Source organism: Pseudomonas serboccidentalis (genome assembly GCF_028830055.1).
GTDB classification, from domain to species: domain Bacteria; phylum Pseudomonadota; class Gammaproteobacteria; order Pseudomonadales; family Pseudomonadaceae; genus Aquipseudomonas; species Aquipseudomonas serboccidentalis.
Window position 1 is genome coordinate 3,514,204 of the sequence record NZ_CP101655.1, and the last position, 20,429, is coordinate 3,534,632.

A 20,429-nucleotide genomic window follows, 5' to 3' on the forward strand; every position below is an offset into this window, starting at 1 on the left:
CTATCGAGACAGCGAAAAAGCCTGCTTATATATAGACGCAACGACAGCGAATGCGCAGTATATTGCCCAATATCAAAAACAATACCCTGCTCTTACCTTTGGATGATGCCTCGCAATGACTGACCAACCTCGTTCTCTGGCCTCAATGCTGTTCCCGGTTGGCCTGTTATTAATAGCCATGGCATCCATCCAGTCCGGCGCGTCTCTGGCCAAGAGCATGTTCCCGGTGGTTGGCGCTCAAGGGACGACCACCCTGCGCCTGATCTTCGCCAGCGTGATCATGCTGCTGTTATTACGCCCATGGCGAGCCAGACTGACAGCCCAGTCTCTGCGGACGGTGATCGTTTACGGAATGGCGCTGGGCGGGATGAACTTCCTCTTCTATATGTCATTGCGCACCGTACCGCTCGGTATCGCCGTCGCACTCGAATTTACCGGTCCGCTGGCCGTCGCCATTTATGCCTCCCGTCGCGCCATCGACTTTCTCTGGATTGCCCTGGCTGCGGTCGGACTACTGCTGTTGATCCCCACGGGGGCGACGACTGCCGGAATTGATCTGGTCGGGGCTGGTTATGCCTTGGGGGCTGGCGTCTGCTGGGCACTGTATATTCTGTTCGGCCAGAAGGCCGGTGCTGACAACGGCGTCACCACCGCAGCGTTGGGTGTGATGATTGCCGCACTGTTTGTTGCGCCAATCGGCATCGTGCATGCCGGCGCTGCGCTGCTGACGCCCTCACTGATCCCGGTCGCCATTGGCGTCGCCGTGCTGTCGACCGCGCTGCCCTACACGCTGGAGATGGTCGCCCTGACCCGCATGCCCGCGCGCACTTTTGGCACTTTGATGAGCATTGAACCTGCCTTCGGCGCGTTGTCAGGGCTGCTGTTTCTGCAGGAATACCTCTCGTTGTCACAATGGATGGCAATCCTGTGCATTATTCTGGCCTCCGTCGGGGCAACCATGACCATGGGCAGTACCGCCAAACCCGCCGTTGCGGCAGATTGAAACAGGATTTGACGAAGGTCTGGCAATTGGCGCTTATTTAGGCCATGTTTAGGCCCCTTAACTCAGTGCCAGATATGGATTTTTCGGACAGGGACATCGAAACGCTTAAAGCGCAAGCGAATACAGGCAGACCCGAGCGCCAGACTCGTGGCTACCATAAGGACGGTAATGAAACGAATTTTAATACTGATCGCTGTGTTGGCAGTAACGGGGTGCGCAGCGACTTCCGAGACCCAAGTGAAGCACGGTAGAAAAGGGCTGCACATCAACTGTTCCGGTCTATCGTCCTCTTGGGACAAGTGCTACACCAGCGCCGCCAATGCTTGTGCCCCGAAAGGCTACAAGGTCATCGCCAAATCGGGGGACGCCGTGGAAGAGCCAGGCGACTACCCGTTCGGTCTCAATCCGGCTGGTTATACCAGTCGAAGCATGATCGTCATCTGCAAATGAATCATTCTGGCTGCTCGTCCCGTCGAGCAGCCAGTTGACGTCCGATCTCTTCATGACTGGACTTCAATACCGTCTGCTGGATCTCCGGCGTCACCAGCATCCGCGCAACCACCAATGCTCCGACACATTGCGACAGAATCGCCCACGCCAGGCTGTCGCTCTCCAGAACCTGCGCCCAACTGGCTTGCAGCCGACAAATCCACAGCTCTGCCTGCTCGCGAACCTGATCATCTGAACGGGCAATCTCCGCCCCCAGTGTCGGCAAGGCACAACCCGATTCAGGCTGCTCTACGTGGGCCATGCTCAGGTATTGCTTGAGACAGCGCTCCAGGCGCTCGCGGTCCTGCTCTCCCCTCCCTCCCAATCGTTCCAGGCTCTGGCACAGTTCACGCTCGACGATTGCCGTGAACAGCGCGTCTTTCGACGAGAAGTGGCTATAAAACGCCGCTCCGCTCAGACCGATGGCCTTCATCAAACCATCGACTCCAACGGTCGAAAATCCAGCGCGCTTCGCCGACAGCGCACTGCTGTTCAGCAGTTTTTCCCGGGTTTCCAGCTTGTGACCGGCGGAATACCGCATGCGCTTACCCTCTTGATCGACCGCCTTGACGTTGCCCGGATCCTAGCATAACGTTCGTTCACTTAACGATCGTTTACTAAAGGGATCCACCCATGAATAACAAGAAGGTCGTGTTAGTGGTTGGTGCTGGCGATGCCACCGGTGGCGCGATTGCCAAGCGCTTTGCCAGAGAAGGTTTTGTCGCGTGTGTTACACGACGCAGTGCCGACAAATTGCAGCCGCTGGTCGAGGCGATTCTGGCCGAGGGTGGAGAAGCACACGGTTTTGCCTGCGATGCGCGCAAGGAAGAAGATGTCATTGCGTTGATTGAAGAGATCGAAACCCGCCTTGGTCCGATTGAGGCGTTTGTCTTCAACATTGGCGCCAACGTGCCTTGCAGTATTCTCGAAGAAACCGCACGCAAGTATTTCAAGATCTGGGAGATGGCCTGTTTCTCCGGCTTCCTCAATGCCCGCGAAGTGGCCAAGCGTATGGTTACCCGCAAACGCGGCACTATTCTGTTCACCGGCGCGACTGCCGGGTTGCGCGGCGCTGCCGGGTTTGCCGCGTTTGCCGGCGCCAAACACGGTATCCGCGCACTGGCACAAAGCATGGCGCGCGAGCTGGGGCCGATGAACATCCACGTCGCCCACGTGGTGGTCGATGGCGCCATCGATACCGATTTCATCCGTAACAGTTTTCCGGAGAAGTACGCGACCAAGGATCAGGACGGTATTCTCGATCCCGAACACATTGCCGAAAACTACTGGTATCTACACAGTCAGCCACGGGATGCCTGGACATTCGAGCTGGACCTGCGTCCATGGAACGAACGCTGGTAAGCCACGCCTTCTCCATAACAATAAATAGAGAGCAGCGAACATGACGAAAACCGTGGAGTTCTATTTTGACCTCGGCAGCCCTGCCACTTATCTGGCCTACACCCAATTACCGAAAATCTGTGCCAAAACCCATAGCGAGCTGATCTACATTCCAATGCTACTGGGCGGCGTGTTCAAGGCGACCGGCAATGCCTCTCCGGCGATGATTCCGGCCAAGGGCCGCTACATGTTCCAGGATCTGGATCGCTACGCCGGACGCTATGGCGTGCCACTGAAGTTCAATCCGCACTTCCCGATCAACACGCTGATGCTGATGCGCGCCGTCACCGGCATACAACTGCGGCAGCCGGAACGCTTTCAGGCGTTTATCGATTGTCTGTTCAAGGCACTGTGGGTGGAGGGACGCGCTCTCGATGAGCCGGCGACTGTCGCAGCGGTATTGAGCGACAACGGCTTCGATCCCAATGAAGTCCTGGCCCTGACCAATGACGAAACGGTCAAGGCAGCCCTCAAGGACAACACCGAGACAGCCGTTAAACGCGGCGTGTTTGGTGCGCCGAGCATGTTTATCGGCACTCAGCTGTTCTTCGGCCAGGACCGCCTCGACTTCGTCGAAGAAACCCTGCGTCAGGCTTGAACCCAGAATAGAACCCGGGCGCTGCCAACAGCGCCCGGGTTTCAGCCATCAGATGGCCGCTGTCCGCGTGTTCAACCACGCCAGCGCAGCCCCCTCAAGCAATGGACTCAGACGCTCGCGCACTTCGGCGTGATAGGCGTTGAACCACTGTTTCTCTTCCTGCGTCAGCAGGGACGGTTCCAGGCAGCGCGTGTCGATCGGGCACAGGGTCAAGGTTTCAAACTTGAGGAACTCGCCAAACTCGCTGCTTCCTGCGTCGCGATTCATCGCCAGGTTCTCGATCCGCACACCCCAACGCCCCGGACGGTAAGTGCCCGGCTCGATCGACGTGATCATCCCCGGCAGCATCGCCGTTTGCGGTGCCGCTGCGGCCTGATAGGCGATCACCTGCGGGCCTTCGTGAACGTTGAGGAAATAACCGACCCCGTGACCGGTGCCGTGGCCGTAATCCACGCTTTCAGCCCAGATCGGCGCACGCGCGATGGCATCCAGCAGCGGCGACAGAATGCCTTTCGGGAAGTGTGCCCGCGACAGTGCGATCACGCCTTTGAGCACGCGCGTGCAGTCACGTTTCTGCTCGTCTGTCGGCGTGCCGACCGGGACCATTCGCGTGATGTCGGTCGTACCGCCCAGGTACTGGCCGCCCGAGTCGATCAGCAGCAAGCCGTCGCCCTCGATCACCGCGTGTTCTTCTTCGGTGGCGTGATAGTGCGGCATCGCACCGTTGGCGTTGAACGCGGCAATCGTGTTGAAGCTCAGCGACACATAATCCGGACGGCGCTCGCGGGCCGCGGTGAGTTTCTCGTCGATGGTCAGTTCGGTGATGCGCTCGCGACCCCAGGCCGATTCCAGCCAGGCGAAGAATTCGCACAACGCCGCGCCATCCTGTTCCATGGCTTTGCGGATGTGCTTGGCGTCGGCCTCGCTCTTCTGCGATTTGGCGAGGGTGGTCGGGTTCAGGCCTTCGACCAGTTTTACCCCACTGTCCAGGTTATCCAGCAAACCGCTGGTCACCCGCGCCGGATCCACCAGCAGCCTCGCGCCGTTTGGCACCGCGCGCAAGGCATCGGCCACTTCGCGGTAATCGCGCAGGGTCACGCCGTCCTGCTCCAGCACGGCACGCAGCTCGGCATCGACCTTGCTCAACGCCACAAACAGTGTCGCTTGCTGTTGATTGATCAACGCGAAAGACACAAACACCGGGTTGAACGAGACATCGCCGCCACGCAGGTTGAACAGCCAGGCGATGTCGTCGAGAGTAGCGATGAAGTGCCAATCGGCGCCGCGCGCCTGCAAGGTCTCACGCAGTTTGGCGAGTTTTTCGCCGCGACTGACCGTCGCCTGCGGCGGCAGATGCTGATAGATCGGCGCGTTCGGCAGGCTCGGGCGATCGGCCCAGACTTCATTCAACAGATCGATGTCGGTGCGCAGACGCGCGCCACGGGCTTCAAGCTTGCTGCTCAACGTACGCGCCGAGGCCACGGCCATCACCGCGCCATCGACCGCCACCACGCCACCTTCCGGAGTCTGCTCGGCCAGCCAGTCCAGCGGGCTCGGTTGCCCCGGTTGCAGCTTGACCAGTTCAATGCCGCTGCCCTTGAGTTCCTTGGTCGCCTGTTCCCAGTAACGACTGTCGGCCCAGACCCCGGCGAAATCAGCAGTGACAATCAGAGTGCCAACCGAGCCGTGGAATCCCGACAGCCATTGCCGCCCTTGCCAGTAGCCGGGCAGGTATTCCGACAGATGCGGGTCGGCCGATGGCACCAGCAACGCATGAATGCCTTCGCGGCGCATCAGTTCACGGGTGCGCGCCAGGCGCTGGGGAACCGTTCCTTCGGTCAAAGTCTGGGTACTCATCATGTCTCCTGCCAATCACTTCATCATTATTGTGCGTAGCCGTGGAAATCGGCTGGTTAAAGCCCTGTCGCCCAGAAGGCCGGGGCACTGGCGCAGGCGCCTTTGATCAGTTCTGCCGCCTGATCGATATCATCGGCGGTGGTGAAGCGGCCGAGGCTCAGGCGAATGGTGCGACCGGCCAGCCGTGCGTCATGCCCCAGTGCCAATAGCACATGGGACGGTGCGTTGTTCGCCGAATTGCAGGCCGAGGTCGCGGAAAACGCGATCGAATGGTTCAAGGCTGCACCGTTGAACTCACCTTCACTGAACGTCAGGCTCAAGGTGTGCGGGATGCGCTGGCTGGCGCTGCCGTTGAGGCGCACGCCGGGCAGAGTCAGCAACTGTTCAAGCAAGCGTTCGCGCAGTGCCACGATGGTCTTTTTCTCCTCATCGAACGCCGCAGCGGCCAGGGCGAATGCCGCGCCCATGCCTGCGATCTGATGGGTCGCCAGGGTCCCGGAGCGCAAACCGCCTTCGTGTCCTCCGCCGTGAATCTGCGCCTGCAAACGCTGTTGCGCCCGCGGTCCGACATACAGCGCACCGATGCCTTTGGGGCCGTAGAGTTTGTGCGCCGAAAACGACATCAGATCCACCGGCCACGGCTGCAGATCAATCGCCACTTTGCCGGCGCCCTGCGCCGCATCGACATGGAACAACGCCCCACGGCCACGCACGACTTCACCGATGGCCGGGATGTCGTTAAGCGTGCCGAGTTCGTTGTTGACCAGCATCAGCGACACCAGAAAAGTGTCGTCGCGCATCGCTTCGCTGACGGCCTGCGGGGTGATCAGGCCCTCGGCGTCCGGCACCAGATAGGTCACCGCAACGCCGGCGTCCTGCAATTGCCGGGCGGTATCAAGGATGGCTTTGTGTTCGATCTGGCTGGTAATGATGTGGCCGCCAGCAACGCCGCGCGCCTGGGCCACGCCTTTGAGGGCGAGGTTGTTGGATTCGGTGGCCCCGGAGGTCCAGACGATCTGTCCGGGCTCGGCCCCGACCAGTTCGGCGACTTGACGACGGGCCTGCTCGACCGTTTGCCGGGCTTGCTGGCCGAAGGCGTGGGAGCTGGAAGCCGGATTGCCGAAGTTGGCGTGAAACCCCAGACAGTCGATCATCACCTGGATGACCCGCTCGTCCACCGGGGTGGTGGCGGCGTAATCAAAATACAACGGACGTTTATTCATAAAGGACTCGCAGAGCGTGTTCCGGGATCAGGAGGCTCGTGTCTGCAAACGGCACAGCGCAGCCTTGTGAGCTGCGCGTCGGTTCGAGAGCGTCATCAATACCTGATCGGATGCCGTTAAAGAAGGACAACTTCATTTAAAAGTGCGTAGGAACGCTCCTGAAGCCGAGCTTAACAGGCATCGGGCCGGCGGTTGAAGCAATGCGTCAGTGAAAGCTTTCGAGAAGTAACGGGTACAGCGAAATCACCAACAGCGCGGCCATGCCCCAATTGAATACGCGCAACCAGCGCGGGTCCTTCAGCACGTTGCGCAACAACGTGCCGCATGCCGCCCAGACACCGACGCTGGGCAGGTTAATGACGGCGAACACCGCCGCGATCACCACAACGTTGGTGAAATAACCCTGCATCGGCGTATAGGTACTGATCGCGCCGATGGCCATGATCCAGGCCTTGGGATTGACCCACTGAAACGCGGCGGCACCCAGATAACTGATCGGTTTGGCCTCGCCTTCCGCGCCGTCGCCCACCGGTCCCGAATGGGCGATCTTCCACGCCAGGTACAACAGATACGCGGCGCCGACATAACGCAGCACCGTGTAGAGAAGCGGATAAGTCTGGAACACCGCGCCCAGGCCAAAACCCACCGCGACCACCAATACGAAGAAACCGCAGGTGATGCCGAGCATATGGGGAATGGTGCGGTTGAAGCCGAAGTTCACGCCCGACGCCAGCAACATGGTGTTATTCGGCCCCGGTGTAATCGAGGTGACAAGGGCAAACAGGGCAAAGCCCAACAGCAGATCAAGCGAGAGGGTCATGGAGGACAATCCGTCGGGGGTCATTCAGGTGTTGACCCTATCGCACGGCAGCCCGCAAACCCACGGACAGTTGGGTAAAACTTCCAGCAGTACAGTTTGCTATCAGCTTGGACGACCGTGCAGCTGTATCGCACGCCCGGCGCTCATTTCAGCTTTCTTGTCGAATGACGATTCGCCGAGCAGCGCGGCTTTTTTCGCGTGGTATTCGTCGAAGGACAAGCCACTGCGATTCAGCGCTTCCATCGCCAGTTCGCGGGTTTCTTCGGCGGTGTACGGCCGTTGTTCGGGGGAAACGTGGGTAGCGCAACCAGCGAGTACGGAGACAGCGAGCAGCAGCGAAACAGTCAGTAAACGATTCATGGGGAGCGTCCTGGCGAGCGGTGTTAGTTGATGAACAAAGGCTACGCCCGCGCCGGCCCGGGCAAAAATCAACGCTCTCAATAGTGGCTATCAGAATTTCAGCTTTATCGCCCCTCATATCTCTTAAAGATCTATAAATATCGATTAACGTTCTTTTACGGAATAACAGACAGCCGCTATAAATCCTTCCACCCGGCGAACAACTGTTGCTCCTGCAACTGTTGTCCAGACAACAGCAGATCAACAAACCCGCCTGATATCTGCACAACGCACTCGCGCCGGAACGCTCAATCCCGCGTAAACCGGGGCTTTCAGGAATTGGTACAGCGCTTGCTCAAGCCTTGGGACTTACTCACTGCTCGCTGAGCAACTGTTGATAAAAAGGAACTCATCATGTCGCGTCCCCTGAAAGTCGTTGCCCTGTCCGGCGGCACCTGGCGTCCGTCCCGCACCCTGGTGCTGACCCAAGCCTTGCTGGCCGAACTGGCCGGGCACCTGTCGATCGACAGTCACCTGATCGAACTCGGTGACATCGCCCGCCCACTGGGCGCCGCGCTGTCGCGTCAGGAACTGAACGCTGAGGTCGAAGCCGAACTGCAAGCCATTGAACAAGCCGATCTGCTGATCGTCGCCGCGCCGGTGTATCGCGGTTCCTACCCGGGGCTGCTCAAGCACCTGTTCGACCTGATCGACCTCAATGCGCTGATCGACACCCCGGTGTTGCTGGCCGCCACCGGCGGCAGCGAGCGTCATGCGCTGGTGCTCGATCACCAGTTACGTCCGCTGTTCAGTTTCTTCCAGGCCGTGACCCTGCCGATCGGGGTGTACGCCACCGAAGCCGATTTCGCCGACTACCAGATCACCAGCGAGCCGCTGAAAGCGCGCATCCGCCTGGCCGCCGAACGCGCCGCGCCGCTGTTCGGCACGCAAATCAAACCGCTGCTGAAAATCGCCTGAGGAGCTGTTCATGGATGTTTTCTGGTTCCTGCCGACCCACGGCGACGGCCATTACCTGGGCACCACGCAAGGCGCGCGCCCGGTCACCCTGAATTATCTGAAACAAGTGGCGCAGGCCGCCGACAGCCTCGGCTATCACGGCGTATTGATTCCCACCGGGCGCTCCTGCGAAGACTCGTGGGTGATTGCTTCGGCGCTGGTTCCATTGACCGAGCGCCTGCGTTATCTGGTGGCGATCCGCCCAGGGATCATCTCGCCAACGGTGTCGGCGCGCATGGCCGCGACCCTCGATCGACTGTCCAACGGCCGCTTGCTGATCAACGTGGTGACCGGCGGCGACCCCGACGAAAACCGGGGTGACGGCAGCTTCCTCAGCCACAGCGAACGTTACGAAGTCACCGACGAATTCCTCAGGATCTGGCGCCGGGTGTTGCAAGGCGAGTCTGTGGATTTCGACGGCAAACACCTGAAAGTGCAGAACGCCAAAGCCTTGTATCCGCCGGTGCAAAAACCGTATCCGCCGCTGTACTTCGGCGGTTCGTCCGACGCCGCCCATGACCTCGCCGCCGAGCAAGTGGACGTGTACCTGACCTGGGGCGAACCACCCGCCGCCGTCGCCGAGAAACTCGCCGATGTGCGCGAACGCGCCGCACGGCATGGGCGCAAGGTGAAGTTCGGTATTCGCCTGCACGTGATCGTCCGCGAGACCGCCGAAGAAGCCTGGAAAGCCGCGGACAAACTGATCGAGCACATCAGCGACGAGACTATCGAGGCGGCGCAGAAATCCTTCTCGCGCTTCGACTCCGAAGGCCAGCGGCGCATGGCGGCGTTGCACGATGGCCGTCGCGACAACCTGGAAATCGCTCCCAACCTGTGGGCCGGCGTCGGCCTGGTCCGTGGCGGCGCCGGGACTGCGCTGGTGGGCGATCCGCAGCAAGTGGCGGCGCGCATCAAGGAGTACGCCGACCTCGGCATCGAGAGCTTCATTTTTTCCGGTTATCCGCATCTTGAAGAAGCTTACCGCTTTGCCGAACTGGTGTTTCCGCTGCTGCCGGAACCGTACGCCAGCCTGGCCGGACGCGGTGTGACCAACCTCACCGGGCCGTTTGGCGAAATGATTGCCAACGATGTGTTGCCCGGCCAAGCCAAGGCCTGAAAACGCCCACTGTAGGAGTGAGCCTGCTCGCGAAAGCGGTGTGTCTGCGACGGTGATGTCGACTGTACTGACCTCATCGCGAGCAGGCTCACTCCTACAGAGAATCGCGTCGAATTGATGAGGAACACCGCGTGACCGCCAAACCACAAAGCACCCTGCTCTCCCCCCTGCAGACCGCCCGCCAACTGGCCGCCGGATTCGCCCTGACCGCCGTCGAACGCGACGAGCGCGGCGGCACGCCGAAGGCCGAGCGCGATGCCCTGCGCGACAGCGGCCTGCTGGCCCTGAGCATTCCCACGCGCTACGGCGGCCTCGGCGCACGCTGGAGCGAAACCCTGCAGATCGTGCGCGAGTTCGCCAAGGTCGACAGTTCCATCGCCCACGTATTCGGCTTTCATCACCTGATGCTCGCCACCGTGCGCCTGTTCGCGCGCCCGGAACAATGGCAGCCGTGGTTCGAACAAACCGCGCGGCAGAACTGGTTCTGGGGCAACGCGCTCAACCCGCTCGACACCCGCACGGTGGTCAAGGACTGCGGTGGCTGGCGCGAATTCTCCGGCAAGAAAAGCTTCTGCTCCGGCGCCAGCGATTCGCAGATGCTGATCGCCTCGGCAGCGGACGAAAGCGCTGGCGGCAAATTGCTGATCGCGGCGATCCCCAGCGCGCGCAGCGGCATCACCCTGCACGATGACTGGAACAACATCGGCCAGCGCCAGACCGACAGCGGTAGTGCCACGTTCGAACGGGTGCGTGTCGAAGAATCCGAGCTGCTGCTCGATCCCGGCCCGTTGAGCACGCCGTTCGCCTGCCTGCGTCCGCTGATCGCGCAATTGACCTTCACCCACCTGTTTCTCGGCATCGCTGAAGGCGCTTTTGCAGAGGCCCGGCAATACACGTTGAGTGAAACCCGGCTCTGGCACAAATCCGCGGCCCGCGATGTGCGTGAGGACCCGTACGTGCTCGCCCATTACGGCGAGTTCTGGGTTGCGCTGGAGGGCATTCGGCGGCTGGTCGAACGTGCCGCCGCGCTGCTCGACGACGCCTGGGCCAAAGGCCCGAACCTGAGTGCCGAGGAACGCGGACATCTGGCCACGGCGATTGCCACGGCCAAGGTCGCCGCCAGTCGTCAGGGGCTGGAGATTTGCAGTCGCTTATTCGAAGTCACCGGCGCGCGCTCGACCCACGCCTCGCTGCGCCTCGATCGGCACTGGCGCAACCTGCGCACGCAAACCCTGCACGACCCGCTCGATTACAAACTCCATGAGCTGGGCGACTGGGCGCTGAATCAGGCGCTGCCGATGCCGACGTTCTATTCCTGATCTTGCCTTTAATGGAGCGAGTCCATGCAACTGCTGACCCTTCCACCCTCACCCGCCCTGGCGACCTCGATCCGCGCCACCGCGCAGGTCTTCGAAGACCCAAAGTCCCAGGCCCTGCTCGCGCATCTGCAGCAGGTCGCGCCGAGCGAAGCCAGCGTGCTGATCATCGGCGAGACCGGCACCGGCAAGGAGCTGGTGGCGCGGCACATCCACAACCTGAGCCACCGCCGCCACCGGCCGTTTGTCGCGGTCAACTGCGGCGCCTTTTCCGAATCGCTGGTGGAGGCCGAGCTGTTCGGCCATGAAAAAGGGGCTTTCACCGGTGCCCTCAGCGCCAAGGCCGGCTGGTTCGAAGAGGCGGACGGCGGCACCTTGTTCCTCGACGAAATCGGTGATTTGCCGATGGCGATTCAGGTCAAGTTGCTGCGGGTGTTGCAGGAGCGCGAGGTGGTGCGCCTGGGCTCGCGCAAGAGCATCCCCATCGATGTGCGAGTGCTGGCCGCGACCAATGTGCAACTGGAGAAAGCCATCAATGCCGGGAATTTCCGCGAAGACCTGTTCTATCGCCTCAACGTGGTCAATCTGGAACTCAGCCCGTTGCGCGAGCGGCCCGGCGACATCCTGCCGCTGACCCGGCATTTCATCGAGGCCTACAGTCAGCGCCTGGGCTACGGGCGGGTCAGCATCAGTCCCGGTGCCGAGCACAAGCTGCGCAGCTACAGTTGGCCAGGGAACATCCGCGAACTGGAAAACGTCATCCATCACACCCTGCTGATCTGCCGCAACGGCGTGATCGAGCGCGATGATTTACGTCTGTCGAACCTGCGCATCGAGCGTCCGGACGATCAGCAGTCGAGCGCCGACGATTCACCGGAAGCACTGCTTGAGCGGGCCTTTCAAAAACTGTTCGAACAACAGGCCGGCGCACTCCACGAAAAGGTCGAAGACGCCCTGCTGCGCGCCGCGTATCGCTTCTGCCATTACAACCAGGTGCACACCGCCGCGCTGCTTGGTCTGAGCCGCAATGTCACCCGCACGCGGCTGATCAAGATCGGCGAACTGGCAGTGAACAAGCGGCGACTCACGGAGAACCTGCGAGGCGAACGCCTGATCCAGTTGTCGATCTAGCCCACCAGACGGCAGTGCAGCGCATCGTCATGACTGCGGGCGATGCTGCTCAACACCTGGAATGAATTGAAAGTCACGGTTTTCGCCTGATGGGCGCGGATCAGTTGCCAGAAGTCCTGCTCGCCGCTTTCAAACCGGCTGAACGCCGCCTCCCCTGCCTCACGGGTCTGCCATTGCAGCAGGCTCAGCACCCGCCGACCGTCGTCGCTGACCTGGACGCTGGCGCTGACGAAGCCTGCGTAGCGTTGCGCCAGATGCTCGGTCTGCTGCGACAGTGCGGTCACCAGCGCCGGTTGCTGACGCGGTTCGATCTCGAATTCGATCAATTGGGTAAAGCTGCGATTTTTCGCTGACGTTTGCATGACAAGTCCCCATTCACCGTAAGACGAGTCTTGCGACTCGTAGGCCTGCAGGGTAAAACCTCTAGTTAAGTCAAGGTCAAGAGTCATTTTGCCAATGATCACCAAAGAAACCCTGCACAAGCAGCTCACCGTCGGCGAAGTCGCCGCGCGCAGCGGTGTGGCGGTCACCGCCCTGCACTTTTACGAATCCAAGGGCCTGATCAAGAGCCAGCGCAATGCTGGCAATCAGCGCCGCTATCCCCGCGAAGTGTTGCGCCGGGTGGCGCTGATCAAGGTCGCGCAACGGCTGGGCATTCCGCTGGCGGAAATCGGCGAGGCGTTGAAGAGGCTTCCGGACGACCGCGCACCGACCGCAGCGGACTGGAAAGTCCTGTCCGAGCAATGGCGCCGCGAGCTGGATGAGCGGATCAGCCAATTGACCCAGCTGCGTGATCGGCTCACCGGTTGCATCGGTTGCGGTTGCCTGTCGATGGAGGCCTGCCCGCTGCGCAATCAGGGCGATGTGCTCGGTGAACAGGGGCCGGGGGCGCATTTTCCGGGCTGACTGCTCGTCGGGCAAAAATCCTGGCCGCGCAGACAGTTCTATAGTGAATCTTCCACAAATCCGGTGGAGCCATACAACCTCACAAAACAAAGAACAGGGAGAACGTCATGAGCGTCAAACCCATTCCCGAGGGGTATCACAGCATTACCCCGTACCTCGGCATCCTCAAGGCCGCCGAAGCCATCGATTTCTATAAAAAAGCCTTCGGCGCCACGGTGGTCATGCGCCTGGACATGCCGGACGGCCGCATCGGCCACGCCGAACTGCGCATTGGCGACAGCGCGATCATGCTGGGTACGCCTTGCGAACAAGGGCCGTTGAGCGGCCCGGAAAAAGCCGTGTCGGTCGGCTTGCATCTGTATGTCACCGATGTCGACAAGTCCTTCCAACGGGCGCTGGATGCCGGGGCGGAGACAGTGTCAGAGGTCAAGGATCAGTTTTATGGTGATCGCAGCGGGACGCTGAAGGATCCGTATGGGCACCTGTGGTTTCTCGCCACGCGCAAGGAAGATCTGACCGAAGAGCAGATCAAGCAGCGGGCGCACGAGATGTTTCAGCAGGGTTGAGTTGTTCATCGTTTTTACCAGCCCCTTCGCGAGCAGGCTCCCACACTTGAAATGCGTTCCAACTGTGGGAGCAAGCTCGCTCCCACAGGTTGAATAGCGGTGTTCGGGGAACTGCGAAACATTTACTTTCATATAAGCCATCGGGATTTACCCGGCTCATCCGTCCTATAGAGATGCAGGCCGTTCGCGTAGGCAAAAGCCACGACCGCGCCTTTCGGGGACACCCGCGCTGCGAAGCCCGTAGCCGCGTGCCCTTTCATCGAAATCAAGACGCGTAAACATGTCGAAGAAATCCCGCTCCAAACTGTGGTTCCTGGTGCACAGCTGGCTCGCGCTGCCAATCTGGTTTTTTGTCCTGATCGTCTGTGTCACCGGCACGCTGGCGGTGGTCAGCCAGGAAATCGTCTGGCTGGCCAACCCGCAGATGCGCGCCAGCCAACCGACGGACGACGCGCCGCTGCTCAGTTACGATCAAGTGCTGGCCGCGATCAAGAAAGCCGAACCGCAACTCTTGGTCGAAAGCATCAGCCGCCCCGACGAGGCGCATTTCGCCCTCGACGTCGAAGTCAGCTACCCCGACGGCCGTGCGCAGACGGTGTACGTCAACCCGTACACCGGCGTGATCCAGGGCCCGGCGCCAGACTTCAACTTCAAGGCATTCACCCGCGCCCTGCACGGCTGGTGGCTGGTGCCGTTCACCAACGGTTACAGCTGGGGCTGGTATCTGGTGTCGTTTCTCGGCCTGCCGATGCTCGCCTCGCTGGTCACCGGGCTGGTGGTCTACAAGCGCTTCTGGAAAGGTTTCTTCAAGCCTACGCTGCGTTTTCGCCACGGCGCACGGATCTTCTGGGGCGACTTCCATCGACTGAGCGGCATCTGGTCGATCTGGTTCATCGCGGTGATCTCGATCACCGGCACCTGGTTTCTGATTCAAGCGTTTCTGTTCGATAACCAGGTGTCCATCACCACCGAACCGATTATCCCGGCGATGGCCCGCGAAGACGTGCCGATGTCGGCCGATGCCGGGCCACCGCCACGGATCAGCCTGGATCGCGCGGTGCAGATCGCCGAACAGAACATCCCCGGGCTGGACGTCAGTTTCATCAGCCTGCCGGGCAACGCCTACAGCCACCTGAGCGTCGGCGGTCGTGGCTGGTATCCGCTGATGTTCCAGACCGCCACGCTCAATCCGTACAACGGCGAGATGGCCGCCTCGCGGCTGATCTCCGACCGCTCCTCGCTGGAGTTCGTCACCGAGTCGATGCGCCCGTTGCACACCGGTGATTTCGGCGGTCTGTGGATCAAACTGATCTGGTTCTTCTTCGGCCTGCTGCTGAGCATGATGGTGCTCAGCGGTCTGTTGATCTGGACCAAACGCACCGCACTGGCCACCGCCAACGCACTCAAGCGCGAGCACAAGAAGGCCCGCAGCACCAACACCCGCCGTGAACCAGCGGAGGTCAGCCTGTGAGCCCGTCCAACCGCACTGCCCAACCGTCTGCACTGCGCCGTTTCTGGCACACATGGCGCTTTCATTTGAACGCCTTGCTGCTGCTGATTCCGTTGGGTTTCATGCCCAAGTATTTCGCCGACGCCGCGCTGTTTCGCGGCGACGTCGGCCTCGGCGAGCATGAGATCGGCGACATCCAGGTCGGCCCCTGGAGCCTGCGCCTGGCCGAACTGCGCAACGAAGCGCCGCACCTCGACGGCCCTGCCGGTTATATGAAGGACTTCAACGCCGCTTTGTGCGACGCCTGCGTCGAACAGGTCAAGGCCACCTACCTGCGCATCGGCAAACCCCGCAGCCTGCGTGCCGCCGGGGTGATTTTCTTCGGCACGCCATACCGCATGGGCGCGCAGCTGCCAGTGGCCGAAAAGACCCAGGCCGACGCCGAACTGTGGATCACCATGGAAGGCTGGGACGGCAGCCTGCACCAGGCCTCGATTCCGCTGAGCCAGGCCTCACCCGCCACCATTGCCTGGCTGAACAAACAAGGAGCCAAACCATGAACTGCGTTCAACGACCTTCCCGCCTGCGGTTGCGCGCCGCGTTGCTGATGCTGTGCACAGGTTTCAGCGCCGGGGCCCTGGCCCACAACCCGATGTGTGAATGCAAGGCCGTCGATGCCGAGCAGATCAAATGTACGGGTGGCTTTTCCGATGGCAGCGGTGCTCCGGGGGTGACCCTGGACGTGATCGGCTACGACGAAACCATTCTGGTGCCGGGCAAGCTCGACGCCGATTCGACCCTGACCTTCAAGAAGCCGGCGGCCGAGTTTTATGTGCTGTTCGACGCCGGCCCCGGTCACGTCGTGGAAATCGACCAAGCGGACATCGAGGCCCCATGAGCACGCCCACCACGCACATCGTGCGTCCGGCCGGTGCCGGCCACGAAACCCTCAATGTCTTGCTGCTGTGTCTGCTGATCCTTGCCGTCGCCGGTTCGGTGGTGGCCTGGCGCGGGGTGGCCCACGAACCAGAGCCGGTCGCCAGTCATCAGCTCGATGCGCGGCGCGACCTCCGCGCCGCCGAGCAAGGCATCTATGCCGACCTGCGAGTGACCCTCGACGAAATCCGCCTGTTGCGTGAAGAGCAGCAAACCCTGCCGACTCCGCAAGGCCTGGCCGACGAAGGTTTCGCCCCGTTCGCCCAGGATGCCAGCTCGGTCAGCCGTGGTGCTCATCTCTGGCAGTTGCTGGCCGGCACCGCCTATTTCGGTCACAGCCAATCGCCCGCCGTCGCCGGTTCGTTCGTGATGCGGCTGAGCGCCGATGCCAATGCCGCGCCGGACATCTGGCTCAACCGCGCCGCCGATCTGCAGACGCCCGTCGAACTGACCGACGCCGCGCTTTCGGCCGCTGGCTGGAAACAGATCGTCGCGCAATTCGATGCCGGCGTGACCCGCGAGCATCGCCACTGAACCTTCGCCTTCACCCCAGAGAAGACCGCTTGCCCATGTCTATTTCATCGCCTCGCCGTCCCTTCCTGCGCTTGCTGCTGTTGAGTCTGTGCGCCTGCCTGCTGAGCCCGCTGGCCAGCGCCGATCCGGGCAAACGCCTGCGCATCGGCATCACCCTGCACCCGTATTACAGCTATGTGGCGAACATCGTCGGCGACAAGGCCGAGGTGGTGCCGCTGATTCCCGCCGGTTTCAACCCGCACGCCTACGAGCCACGGGCCGAGGACATCAAACGCATCAGCGGGCTGGACGTGATCGTGCTCAACGGGGTTGGCCATGACGACTTCGCCGACCGCATGATCGCCGCCAGCGAAACGCCGAACATCAAGACCATCGAAGCCAACGAGAACGTGCCGCTGCTGGCCGCTACCGGTACCGCCGCGCGCGGCGCCGGCAAAGTGGTCAACCCGCACACCTTCCTGTCGATCAGCGCCTCGATTGCCCAGGTCAACAACATCGCCCGCGAGCTGGGCAAGCTCGACCCGGACAACGCCAAGACCTACACCCAGAACGCCCGCGCCTACGGCAAACGCCTGCGGCAGATGCGCGCCGACGCCTTGGCGAAACTGACCCAGGCCCCCAACGCCGAGCTGCGAGTGGCCACGGTGCACGCGGCTTACGACTATCTGCTGCGCGAATTCGGCCTGGAAGTCACCGCGGTGGTCGAGCCGGCCCACGGCATCGAACCCAGCCCCAGCCAGCTGAAAAAGACCATCGACCAACTGCGCGAACTCGACGTGAAGGTGATCTTCTCCGAGATGGACTTCCCGTCCACCTACGTCGAAACCATTCAGCGCGAGTCGGGCGTGAAGCTGTACCCGCTGTCGCACATTTCCTACGGCGAATACACCGCCGACAAGTACGAAAAGGAAATGACCGGCAACCTCGACACCGTGGTGCGAGCGATTCAGGAGTCCGGGGCATGACGGTAAAAGAATCTCTCTCTGATACCCCCCGATCCCCTGTGGGAGCGAGCTTGCTCGCGAAGGCGTCGGGTCAGTCGATACCACTGCTGAATGATTCACCGCATTCGCGAGCAAGCTCGCTCCCACATGGGGTAAGCGGGCCGACGCTGGAATTTGCCCAGATCAGCCTGACCCTGGGACGCACCACAATTCTCGACAACGTCACCTTCCAGGTCCACCCCGGCCACGTGCACGCGCTGGTCGGCCCCAACGGCGGCGGCAAGAGTTCGCTGATCAAGACCTTGCTCGGGCAGATGCCCCATCAGGGCCAGTTGAGCCTGCACTGGCCCGGAGCGCCCGGCACCATCGGTTATGTGCCGCAGGCGCTGGAGTTCGATCGCGGCCTGCCGATGACCGTCGACGATTTCATGGCCGCCATGTGCCAGCGCCGTCCGGCGTTTCTTGGCCTGAGCAAGCGCCACGCCAAGGCCATCGGCGAAGCGCTGGAGCGGGTCGGCATGCAGGACAAACGCAAGCGGCGCATGGGCGCGCTGTCCGGCGGTGAGCGGCAGCGCGTGCTGCTCGCTCAAGGCCTGATTCCGCCTCCGCAACTGCTGGTGCTGGATGAGCCAATGTCGGCACTCGATGAAGCCGGGATCCAGGTGTTCGAACGCCTGCTTGAAGACTGGCGCGCCGCCGGCATCACCGTGCTGTGGATCGAACACGATCTGGAAGCGGTCAAGCGCATGGCCGATCGCGTCACCGGCCTCAACCGCCGCGTGCTGTTCGATGCCACGCCGCAACAGGCGCTGACCCCGGAACGTCTGCTGACACTGTTTTCGACCCATCCACGGAGCGCTGCCTGATGAGTTACGAAGCCTTTCGTTTGATGGTCCAGGGCTGGGCCGCTTCCGGTTATCTACCCGAAGCGCTGGCCTACGGTTTTGTGGTCAATGCGCTGCTCGCCGGCCTGTTGATCGGCCCGGTGCTCGGTGGGCTCGGCACGCTGGTGGTGGTCAAGCGCTTCGCGTTTTTCTCCGAAGCGGTCGGTCACGCGGCGCTGACCGGCGTGGCCATCGGCATTCTGCTCGGCGAGCCCTACACCGGGCCGTACGGCAGCCTGTTCGGCTACTGCCTGCTGTTCGGCATTCTGCTCAACTACTTGCGTAACCGCACCGGTCTGGCGCCGGACACGCTGATCGGCGTGTTCCTCTCGGTGTCGCTGGCGCTGGGGGCGAGCCTGCTGTTGATTCTGGCCGGCAAGATCAACGTGCACATTCTGGAGAACGTGCTGTTCGGTTCAGTACTGACCGTCAACGGCAACGACCTGCTGGTGCTGGCGATCGTCGGTTCGCTGGTCATGGCCCTGGCGTTGCCGCTGTACAACCGCATCATGCTCGCCAGCTTCAACCCGCAACTGGCGGCGGTGCGCGGCGTGGCGGTGAAGACCCTGGATTACCTGTTCGTGATTCTGGTGACGCTGATCACTGTCGCGGCGGTGAAGGTCATCGGCGCGATCCTGGTCGGTGCGCTGCTGGTGATTCCGGCCGCGGCGGCGCGCTTGCTCAGCCAGTCGCTCAAGGGCTTCTTCTGGTGCTCGGTGCTGATTGCCACCGTCAGCACCTTGTGCGGGATTCTCGCGCCGATTGTCTTCGATCTGCCGATTCCGTCCGGCGCCGCGATCATTCTGGTCGCCGGCATTGCCTTCGCCCTCGCCGCCATGGCGCGCGGGGTTGTTCCGAGTCTGAAAGGGAACCTTGGATAAATGCCCATCTCATTGCGCAAACTGCCGCTGACCATCGCCCTGTGCGGCGTGGTCTGCACCCCGCTGATCGCTGCCGAAAACGCCAAACCGTTGCGCGTACTGGCCTCGTTGCCGATCACCTACGGGCTGGGCGAGGTGCTGCTCAAAGGCACCGACGTCAGCCTGGAACGCGCGGCGCCGGCGAATCTGCCGGGCAGCCGTCAGACCGCGTATTTCACCGGTCGCGGTGCGCCGGCATTGGGCAAACTGGCGAGCGATGCCGACGCGGTGATCGGCGTACGCTCGCTGTGGGCCGATGATCCGCTGTACCCGATTGCACGGCGCAGCAACATCCGCATTGTCGAGGTCGACGCCGCGCGTCCGGTCGATGGCGCCCTGCCAGGGATTGCCGTGCAACCGGGGCTCAAGGTCGATGGCTTGAACAGTCAGCCGTGGCTGGCGAGCAATAACATGGGGCGCATGGCCGATGTGATCGCGGCGGATCTGGTACGCCTGGCCCCCACCGCCAAACCGAAGATCGAGGCCAATCTGGCAGCGCTGAAACAGCGTTTGCTCAAGCTCAGTGCCGACAGCGAAGCGCGTCTGGCCGAGGCCGACAACCTCAGTGTGATGAGTCTGAGCGATCACTTCGGTTACCTGATCGGCAGCCTGAATCTGGAGCTGATCGGCCAGGACCCGCGCCCGGATGCCGAATGGACGCCGCAAGACCTGAAGCAACTGACGGCGACGCTCAAGGACAACGACGTGGCGCTGGTGCTGCATCATCGTCAGCCGTCGGAGGCGGTGAAAGCGGCGATTGCCGAGTCGGGGAGTCATTTGCTGGTGTTGAGCACCGATACCGAAGATCCGGTGGCGGAGCTGGAGGGGAATGTGGATGTGCTGCTCAAGGGTCTGAGCGGCGGGCCTTCGGCCTAAGATCAAAAGATCGCAGCTCCGACATGGAATGCAAAACCTGTAGGAGCTGCCGAAGGCTGCGATCTTTTGAAAGCCATGAAAAACCCGCTGACGGTCACCAGT

24 protein-coding genes are annotated in these 20,429 nt (G+C 61.7%); 18 read left to right on the top strand and 6 right to left on the bottom strand.

Going from position 1 to position 20,429, the window contains the following annotated elements:
* The first annotated feature begins 115 nt into the window (after positions 1-115).
* Together rhtA and NN484_RS15900 are read left to right on the top strand one after the other, a co-directional pair.
* Positions 116-1,003, top strand: coding sequence for a threonine/homoserine exporter RhtA (rhtA, locus tag NN484_RS15895; protein WP_127648696.1), 888 nt, complete (start codon positions 116-118; stop codon positions 1,001-1,003).
* A 168-nt stretch (positions 1,004-1,171) separates the two neighbouring features.
* Positions 1,172-1,453 (top strand): hypothetical protein, encoded by a 282-nt coding sequence (locus NN484_RS15900; RefSeq protein ID WP_102353948.1) that lies wholly within the window; start codon positions 1,172-1,174, stop codon positions 1,451-1,453.
* A 1-nt stretch (position 1,454) separates the two neighbouring features.
* Here NN484_RS15900 and NN484_RS15905 read toward each other — a convergent pair whose 3' ends face one another.
* Positions 1,455-2,033 carry a TetR/AcrR family transcriptional regulator gene (locus tag NN484_RS15905; protein ID WP_215501935.1) on the bottom strand — a complete coding sequence of 193 codons (579 nt, stop codon included), beginning with the start codon at positions 2,031-2,033 and terminating at the stop codon, positions 1,455-1,457.
* A 92-nt stretch (positions 2,034-2,125) separates the two neighbouring features.
* Here NN484_RS15905 and NN484_RS15910 point away from each other — a divergent pair, with 92 nt between their 5' ends.
* Positions 2,126-2,854 carry an SDR family oxidoreductase gene (locus tag NN484_RS15910; RefSeq protein WP_215501936.1) on the top strand — a complete coding sequence of 243 codons (729 nt, stop codon included), beginning with the start codon at positions 2,126-2,128 and terminating at the stop codon, positions 2,852-2,854.
* Positions 2,855-2,894: 40 nt separating this feature from the next.
* Positions 2,895-3,491: a 2-hydroxychromene-2-carboxylate isomerase gene (locus tag NN484_RS15915; RefSeq protein ID WP_274657461.1), complete on the top strand. Its 597-nt coding sequence runs from the start codon at positions 2,895-2,897 to the stop codon at positions 3,489-3,491.
* A 48-nt stretch (positions 3,492-3,539) separates the two neighbouring features.
* Here the strand turns inward: NN484_RS15915 and NN484_RS15920 are convergent, their stop codons facing one another.
* From NN484_RS15920 to NN484_RS15935, 4 genes are all read right to left on the bottom strand, one after another.
* Positions 3,540-5,348, bottom strand: a complete 1,809-nt coding sequence (locus tag NN484_RS15920) for an aminopeptidase P family protein (protein ID WP_215501938.1) — start codon at positions 5,346-5,348, stop codon at positions 3,540-3,542.
* 56 nt (positions 5,349-5,404) lie between these two features.
* On the bottom strand, positions 5,405-6,571 hold the full coding sequence (locus NN484_RS15925) for an aminotransferase class V-fold PLP-dependent enzyme (protein ID WP_215501939.1): 1,167 nt from the start codon (positions 6,569-6,571) through the stop codon (positions 5,405-5,407).
* Between the two features lie 205 nt (positions 6,572-6,776).
* Complete coding sequence (locus NN484_RS15930) at positions 6,777-7,391, bottom strand: LysE family translocator (RefSeq protein WP_274657462.1); 615 nt, start codon at positions 7,389-7,391, stop codon at positions 6,777-6,779.
* Between the two features lie 102 nt (positions 7,392-7,493).
* Positions 7,494-7,751, bottom strand: coding sequence for a hypothetical protein (locus NN484_RS15935; RefSeq protein WP_215501941.1), 258 nt, complete (start codon positions 7,749-7,751; stop codon positions 7,494-7,496).
* A 393-nt stretch (positions 7,752-8,144) separates the two neighbouring features.
* Between NN484_RS15935 and msuE the strand changes: the two genes are divergently transcribed.
* From msuE to NN484_RS15955, 4 genes are all read left to right on the top strand, one after another.
* Positions 8,145-8,708: an FMN reductase gene (gene msuE / locus NN484_RS15940; RefSeq protein ID WP_127648704.1), complete on the top strand. Its 564-nt coding sequence runs from the start codon at positions 8,145-8,147 to the stop codon at positions 8,706-8,708.
* Between the two features lie 10 nt (positions 8,709-8,718).
* Positions 8,719-9,864: an FMNH2-dependent alkanesulfonate monooxygenase gene (gene ssuD / locus NN484_RS15945; protein WP_127648705.1), complete on the top strand. Its 1,146-nt coding sequence runs from the start codon at positions 8,719-8,721 to the stop codon at positions 9,862-9,864.
* Positions 9,865-9,995: 131 nt separating this feature from the next.
* Entirely contained in the window at positions 9,996-11,183 is a 1,188-nt protein-coding gene (locus NN484_RS15950; protein ID WP_215501942.1) for an acyl-CoA dehydrogenase family protein, read from the top strand.
* Positions 11,184-11,207: 24 nt separating this feature from the next.
* A complete protein-coding gene (locus NN484_RS15955) occupies positions 11,208-12,311 on the top strand; it encodes a sigma-54 interaction domain-containing protein (RefSeq protein ID WP_215501943.1) in 1,104 nt (367 codons plus the stop codon).
* Here the strand turns inward: NN484_RS15955 and NN484_RS15960 are convergent.
* Positions 12,308-12,673, bottom strand: coding sequence for an antibiotic biosynthesis monooxygenase (locus NN484_RS15960; RefSeq protein WP_127648708.1), 366 nt, complete (start codon positions 12,671-12,673; stop codon positions 12,308-12,310). The two genes, NN484_RS15955 and NN484_RS15960, sit on opposite strands and share 4 nt — an antisense overlap.
* A 94-nt stretch (positions 12,674-12,767) precedes the next feature.
* On the opposite strand from NN484_RS15960, the gene soxR reads away from it, so the two are divergent.
* The 10 genes from soxR (at position 12,768) to NN484_RS16010 (ending at position 20,327) form a co-directional block, all read left to right on the top strand.
* Positions 12,768-13,217 carry a redox-sensitive transcriptional activator SoxR gene (soxR, locus tag NN484_RS15965; RefSeq protein ID WP_215501944.1) on the top strand — a complete coding sequence of 150 codons (450 nt, stop codon included), beginning with the start codon at positions 12,768-12,770 and terminating at the stop codon, positions 13,215-13,217.
* Positions 13,218-13,324: 107 nt separating this feature from the next.
* Entirely contained in the window at positions 13,325-13,783 is a 459-nt protein-coding gene (locus tag NN484_RS15970; protein WP_127648710.1) for a VOC family protein, read from the top strand.
* Between the two features lie 280 nt (positions 13,784-14,063).
* Positions 14,064-15,254, top strand: coding sequence for a PepSY-associated TM helix domain-containing protein (locus NN484_RS15975; protein WP_127648711.1), 1,191 nt, complete (start codon positions 14,064-14,066; stop codon positions 15,252-15,254).
* A complete protein-coding gene (locus tag NN484_RS15980; protein ID WP_127648712.1) occupies positions 15,251-15,793 on the top strand; it encodes a thiamine pyrophosphate-binding protein in 543 nt (180 codons plus the stop codon). Before NN484_RS15975 ends, NN484_RS15980 begins: the two co-directional genes overlap by 4 nt.
* The gene (locus NN484_RS15985; RefSeq protein WP_215501945.1) at positions 15,790-16,131 is read left to right on the top strand and encodes a hypothetical protein; all 342 of its coding nucleotides are present in this window, start codon (positions 15,790-15,792) and stop codon (positions 16,129-16,131) included. Before NN484_RS15980 ends, NN484_RS15985 begins: the two co-directional genes overlap by 4 nt.
* A complete protein-coding gene (locus NN484_RS15990; RefSeq protein WP_215501946.1) occupies positions 16,128-16,703 on the top strand; it encodes a DUF6162 family protein in 576 nt (191 codons plus the stop codon). The genes NN484_RS15985 and NN484_RS15990 overlap by 4 nt, the downstream gene beginning before the upstream one ends.
* 35 nt (positions 16,704-16,738) lie before the next feature.
* Positions 16,739-17,668: a metal ABC transporter substrate-binding protein gene (locus NN484_RS15995; protein ID WP_127648715.1), complete on the top strand. Its 930-nt coding sequence runs from the start codon at positions 16,739-16,741 to the stop codon at positions 17,666-17,668.
* On the top strand, positions 17,665-18,513 hold the full coding sequence (locus NN484_RS16000) for a metal ABC transporter ATP-binding protein (RefSeq protein WP_252191668.1): 849 nt from the start codon (positions 17,665-17,667) through the stop codon (positions 18,511-18,513). The genes NN484_RS15995 and NN484_RS16000 overlap by 4 nt, the downstream gene beginning before the upstream one ends.
* On the top strand, positions 18,513-19,412 hold the full coding sequence (locus tag NN484_RS16005) for a metal ABC transporter permease (RefSeq protein ID WP_127648717.1): 900 nt from the start codon (positions 18,513-18,515) through the stop codon (positions 19,410-19,412). Before NN484_RS16000 ends, NN484_RS16005 begins: the two co-directional genes overlap by 1 nt.
* Positions 19,413-20,327, top strand: a complete 915-nt coding sequence (locus NN484_RS16010) for a metal ABC transporter substrate-binding protein (RefSeq protein ID WP_215501947.1) — start codon at positions 19,413-19,415, stop codon at positions 20,325-20,327.
* Positions 20,328-20,429: the final 102 nt, after the last annotated feature.